Genomic DNA, 5604 nt, shown 5'->3' on the forward strand with positions numbered 1-5604 from the left:
GCATCGGCATGGGCCTGGTGCTGAAGGGCGAGCTGTTCACCGGCACGCATTCTTCCGGCGGCGAGTTCGGCCACATGATCCATCGTCCGGGCGGCGCGCTTTGCCGTTGCGGACGCCGCGGCTGCGTCGAGGCCTATGCCGGCAACTACGCCATCTGGCGCAGCGCCATGAAGATGAGCGAGGACGCCGAGCCGGTCGATGTCGGCGACGCCGACATGCGGGCGCTCGCCGCCAAGGCGCGCGAGACGGATGGCCCAGAGCGCGAGGCCTATCGCCGGGCCGGGGAGGCGCTGGGCTTCGGCCTTGGCAGCCTGTTCGCGCTGATCGACCCGGCGCCGGTCGCCATGGTCGGCGTCAGCGCCGCCGCCTTTGACCTGATCGAGCCGGCGCTGCGCGAGGCGATCGGCCAGACCGCCGGAGGCCAGCATTCGAAGTCGATCTCCTTCGATACCGAGCCGAACGAATTGCCGCTGATCCGCGAAGGCTGCGCCGTGCGCGCGCTGACCTTCGTCGACCAGGAGATTTTCGCCCCGGGCGTGCAGGCAAGAGCGGGCAAGAACGTGGCCTGAGCAGCTTCGATAGCGATCGTTGGCTTCTGTGCGTCCTGCAGACGCCGGAGATTAGCGAAGGCCCCGCAGCTTCGTCATTCCAGGGCGGAGCAGGAGCGAAGCTCCGTCGCGGAGACCCTGGAATCCATGCCATTACCTCAATCGTCGGATGAGCGGAGCAGAATTTCTGCACCGCCGCGGCGCGTGGAAGTCGCGTGGATCGTCGGGTCTGCGCCGCGTCGCGACGCTTCGTGCTCCGCCCGTGGACGGCGAAGCACCAGCGTCTCGATAACCCGCCAGCTCAGATAGAACCCGTCAGACCTTCGGTGCCCTGGATCTAATCTTCCCTGATCGCGTAGCCCGCCCCACGGATGGTACGTATGACGTCCGGCATGCGGCCGTTGTTGACCGCCTTGCGCAGGCGGCCGACATGCACGTCCACGGTGCGCTCGTCGATATAGATCGTCTCGCCCCAGACATTGTCGAGCAGCTGGCTGCGCGAGAACACCCGGCCGGGATGCCGCATCATGAATTCAAGCAGCCTGAACTCGGTCGGGCCGAGCCGGATCTCGCTCTTCTTGCGGTAGACGCGATGCGATTCGCGGTCGAGGACGATGTCGCCGACCTTGAGCACGCTGGACAGCACCTCGGGCTTGGCGCGGCGCAGCAGCGCCTTGACCCTGGCCATGAATTCCGGCGTCGAGAACGGCTTGACCAGATAGTCGTCGGCGCCGGTCGAGAGGCCGCGCACCCGGTCGCTTTCCTCGCCGCGCGCGGTCAGCATGATGATCGGCAGGCGTTCGGTCTCGGGCCGCATCCTGAGGCGCCGGCAAAGCTCGATGCCGGACACCGCCGGCACCATCCAGTCGAGCACCAGAAGGTCGGGCACATTCTCCTGCAGGCGGATCTCGGCCTCGTCGCCGCGGGTCACCACCTCGACCTGATAGCCCTCGGATTCGAGGTTGTAGCGGAGCAGCACCCCCAGCGGTTCCTCGTCCTCCACCACCATGATGCGTGGCGCGATCATATAGCAGGCACCTTCGCTGTCAGGCCGCCGGCGCCGACATCGTCGTCTCGTCCTGCTTAGGACGATTCGCGGGCAATTGCGTGCCGGTCAGCACATAGTAGGCGTTCTCGGCGATGTTGGTGACGTGGTCGCCGATGCGCTCCAGATTCTTGGCGCAGAACAACAGATGCGTGCAAGCCGTGATGTTGCGCGGATCCTCCATCATGTAGGTCAGGAGCTCGCGGAAGACGGCGGTGTATTTGACGTCGATGCGCTCGTCGTCGTTGCGGAGCTTGGCGAGCGCCGTGGCGTCGCCGGCCGCGTATTCCTCGATCACGCCCTGCACCTGGATCAGCACCAGCTGCGCCATCGAATCGATGGAGTGCGAAAGGTCGCGCGGCGCGGCGCTGACGCCGACCGAGCCGACGCGCTTAGCGATGTTCTTGGCAAGGTCGCCGATGCGCTCGAGATCGCCGGCCATGCGGATGGCGCCAACGACGCTGCGCAGGTCGTCGGCCATCGGCTGGCGTTTGGCAATCAGCGTGATGGCGCGATCGTCGAGCTCGCGTTGGCGCGCGTCCATGATGGCATCGTCGGAGACCACGCGCTGCGCCAGCGCGTTGTCGGAATTCAGCAGAGCCTTGGTCGACGCGCCGACCATCGAGCCGGCAAGATCGCCCATGTCGCGGATAAGCTGGCTGATCTGCCTCAGATCCTCGTCGAAGGAAGCGACCGTATGGGCCATGGTTATGTCCTCGTATGAACTCAGCCGAAGCGGCCGGTGATGTAGTCCTGCGTGCGCTTCTCGCGGGGCGAGGTGAAGATCTTCTCGGTCCGGTCGAATTCGATCAGCTCGCCGAGATACATGAACGCCGTCTGCCGCGACACGCGCGCCGCCTGCTGCATGTTGTGGGTGACGATCACGATCGTGTAGTCGGCCTGCAGCTCGTCGATCAGCTCCTCGATCTTGGCGGTCGAGAGCGGATCGAGTGCCGATGCCGGCTCGTCGAGCAGGATGACCTCCGGCTTCACCGCCACGGTGCGGGCGATGCAGAGCCGCTGCTGCTGGCCGCCCGAAAGGCTCTGGCCACTGGCGTTGAGCTTGTCCCTGACCTCGTTCCACAGCGCGGCGCGCTTCAGCGCCTGTTCGACGCGATTGTCCATCTCGGCCTTGCTTATCTTCTCATACAGCCTGACGCCGAAGGCGATGTTCTCGTAGATCGACATCGGGAACGGCGTCGGCTTCTGGAACACCATGCCGATCTTGGTCCTGAGCAGGTTGAGGTCCTGCGAACGGTCGAGGATGTTCTTGCCGTCGAGCAGCACCTGGCCTTCGGCGCTCTGCTTCGGGTAGAGCTCGTAGATGCGGTTGAGCACGCGCAGCAGCGTCGACTTTCCGCAGCCCGAAGGTCCGATGAAGGCGGTGACGCTGCGCTCGGGCAGCGACAGGTTGATGTCCTTCAGCGCCTTCGACTGGCCATAGTAGAAGTTGAGGTTCTTGACTTCGATCTTGGCCTTCTCGGCGGTCGTCTCGGCTACGTTCAGGTCGGTGGACAACATCGGTTTCATCTGTCCTCTCTGCGTCCGGTAAGGCTGCGGGCGAAGATGCTCAGCCCGAGAACCGTCAGGGTGATTATCAGTGCGCCCGTCCAGGCCAGTTGCTGCCATTCCTCATAAGGGCTCAGCGCAAACTGGAAGATGGTCACCGGCAGGCTGGCCATCGGCGCGTTGAGATTGCTCGACCAGAACTGGTTGTTGAGCGCGGTGAAGAGCAGCGGCGCCGTCTCGCCCGAAATCCGGGCGATCGCCAGCAATATACCGGTGACGATGCCGGACAGTGCGGCGCGATAGGCGACCGAGCGGATCACCACCCAGCGCGGCGCGCCGATGGCGGTGCCGGCCTCGCGCAGCGCGTTGGGCACAAGGTTCAGCATATCCTCGGTGGTGCGCACGACGACGGGGATCACCAGGATCGACAGCGCCACCGCGCCGGCGATCGCCGAGAAATGACCCATCGGCCGCACCATCAGCTCGTAGACGAACAGGCCGACAATGATCGATGGCGCCGACAACAGGATGTCGTTGATGAAGCGCACCACCGTCGTGAGGCGCGAGAAGCGCCCGTACTCGGCCATATAGGTTCCGGCGAGCACGCCGATCGGCGTGCCGACGACGATGCCGATCACGGTCATCACGATGCTGCCGTAAATGGCGTTGAGCAGGCCGCCGGCGTCGCCGGGCGGCGGCGTCATTTCCGTGAACACCGAAAGCGAGACACCCGAGAGCCCCTTATAGAGAAGGGCGCCGAGGATCAGCGCCAGCCAGACGAGGCCGATGCCCGCCGCTATGGTGCAGAGCGCCATCATCACGGCGTTCTTGCGCTTCCGGCTTCGGTGGAGCGATGCGGCTGTCGACATCGGTCAGGCTCCCGTGCGGCTATCGATGCGCAACAGCATGTAGCGTGCGAGCGCGAGGATGATGAAGGTGATGATGAACAGGATCAGTCCGAGCGCCACCAGTGAGGACGTGTAAAGCTCGCCGTCGGCTTCGGTGAATTCGTTGGCGATGGTCGCCGAGATCGTCGTGCCGGGCGCAAAAAGCGAGGCGCTGATGCGGTGCGCATTGCCGATGACGAAGGTGACGGCCATCGTCTCGCCGAGCGCGCGGCCAAGACCGAGCATGACGCCGCCCATGATGCCGACCCGCGTATAGGGAATGACCACACGCCGGGTCACTTCCCAGGTCGTGCAGCCGATGCCGTAGGCCGATTCCTTCAGCACCGCTGGCACCGTGTCGAACACGTCCTTGGTGATCGAGGTGATGAAGGGCAGCACCATGATGGCGAGGATCAGCGACGACGTCAGCAGGCCGATGCCGTAGGGCGGACCGGCAAACAGGCTGGCGAGACCCGGTATGCCGTGGAAAAGATTGATGATGAATGGCTGTACCGTCGTCTGCAGGAATGGCGCGAAGACGAACAGGCCCCAGATGCCGTAAATGATCGAGGGAATGCCGGCGAGCAGCTCGACCGCGATGCCGATCGGGCGCCTGAGCGGGCGCGGGCAGAGCTCGGTCAGGAAGACGGCGATGCCGATGCCGATCGGCACGGCAATGAGGATGGCGATGGCCGAGGTGACGACGGTGCCGTAGATGGGCGCGAGCGCGCCGAAATTCTCGGTGACCGGATTCCAGGATTCAGTGGTGAGGAAGGAGAAGCCGAACTTCGACAGCGCCTCCCACGAGCCGGCGATCAGCGAGACCGCGACGCCGCCGAGAAGAAGCAGCACGAGTATAGCGGAGAGGCGCGTGACCGTTCGGAAGATCGTGTCGGTCAGGGCGAAGCGGCGCACCGTCGCTTCCCTGGTCCGTATGGCGGACGATGTCACGGCTTCGGAAACGGCTGTCATTTGCCCCTCGCATTTCGAAAGAGACAGGAGGGCGCCCGAGGCGCCCTCCTTATTCCGGAGGAATTACATGCCGGAGTAGAGCGGCTTGCCGTTGCTGTCGACGATGTCCTTGCTCCACATTTCCTCGACGCTCTTCACGACCGCGTCGGGCATCGGAACATAGTCCAGCTCGGCGGCCATGTCGTCACCCTTGGCGTAGGACCAGGCGAAGAACTTGAGCGCTTCGGTGGTGGCCGCAGCATCGTCGGGCTTCTGGTAGACGAGGATCCAGGTCGCGGAGGTCATCGGCCAGCTTTCAGCACCAGCCTGGTTGGCCAGGATGACGCCGTAGCCAGGCTTGGAGCTCCAGTCGGCATTGGCCGCAGCGGCCGAGAACGCGGCAGCGGTCGGCTCTACCTTCTTGCCGTCCTTATTGATCAGGTCGGTATAGGTGAGCTTGTTCTGCTTGGCATAGGCATACTCGACATAGCCGATCGCGCCACCGGTCTGCGCTACGTTGTTGGCGACGCCTTCGTTGCCCTTGGCGCCGATGCCCACCGGCCACTCGAGCGCGGTATTGACGCCGACCTTCGACTTCCAGTCGGCGCTGACTTCGGCCAGATAGTAGCTGAAGTTAAACGTGGTGCCCGAGCCGTCCGAACGG

Annotated in this window: 7 protein-coding genes; 1 reads left to right on the top strand and 6 read right to left on the bottom strand. The window is 64.4% G+C overall.

Translation table 11 applies throughout. From position 1 onward, the window contains the following. The coding region (locus EOA60_RS16190; RefSeq protein ID WP_164899344.1) for an ROK family protein at positions 1-569 on the top strand (569 nt) is incomplete at its 5' end. Positions 570-885: 316 nt separating this feature from the next. On the opposite strand, the gene phoB is transcribed toward EOA60_RS16190, so the two are convergent. The 6 genes from phoB to EOA60_RS16220 form a co-directional block, all read right to left on the bottom strand. Further along, positions 886-1575 carry a phosphate regulon transcriptional regulator PhoB gene (gene phoB, locus EOA60_RS16195; RefSeq protein ID WP_010911896.1) on the bottom strand — a complete coding sequence of 230 codons (690 nt, stop codon included), beginning with the start codon at positions 1573-1575 and terminating at the stop codon, positions 886-888. Between the two features lie 19 nt (positions 1576-1594). Then, complete coding sequence (gene phoU / locus EOA60_RS16200) at positions 1595-2299, bottom strand: phosphate signaling complex protein PhoU (protein ID WP_095799839.1); 705 nt, start codon at positions 2297-2299, stop codon at positions 1595-1597. A gap of 20 nt (positions 2300-2319) precedes the next feature. After that, complete coding sequence (gene pstB / locus EOA60_RS16205) at positions 2320-3123, bottom strand: phosphate ABC transporter ATP-binding protein PstB (RefSeq protein WP_095824033.1); 804 nt, start codon at positions 3121-3123, stop codon at positions 2320-2322. Next, the gene (gene pstA, locus EOA60_RS16210) at positions 3120-3971 is read right to left on the bottom strand and encodes a phosphate ABC transporter permease PstA (protein WP_095824034.1); all 852 of its coding nucleotides are present in this window, start codon (positions 3969-3971) and stop codon (positions 3120-3122) included. Before pstA ends, pstB begins: the two co-directional genes overlap by 4 nt. A gap of 3 nt (positions 3972-3974) precedes the next feature. Next, positions 3975-4961: a phosphate ABC transporter permease subunit PstC gene (pstC, locus tag EOA60_RS16215; RefSeq protein ID WP_095824035.1), complete on the bottom strand. Its 987-nt coding sequence runs from the start codon at positions 4959-4961 to the stop codon at positions 3975-3977. Positions 4962-5024: 63 nt separating this feature from the next. Further along, positions 5025-5604 (bottom strand): substrate-binding domain-containing protein (locus EOA60_RS16220; protein WP_206628144.1); only part of this gene is annotated, 580 nt, incomplete at its 5' end.

This window comes from Mesorhizobium sp. M1A.F.Ca.IN.020.06.1.1 (genome assembly GCF_004023265.1).
Taxonomy (GTDB): domain Bacteria; phylum Pseudomonadota; class Alphaproteobacteria; order Rhizobiales; family Rhizobiaceae; genus Mesorhizobium.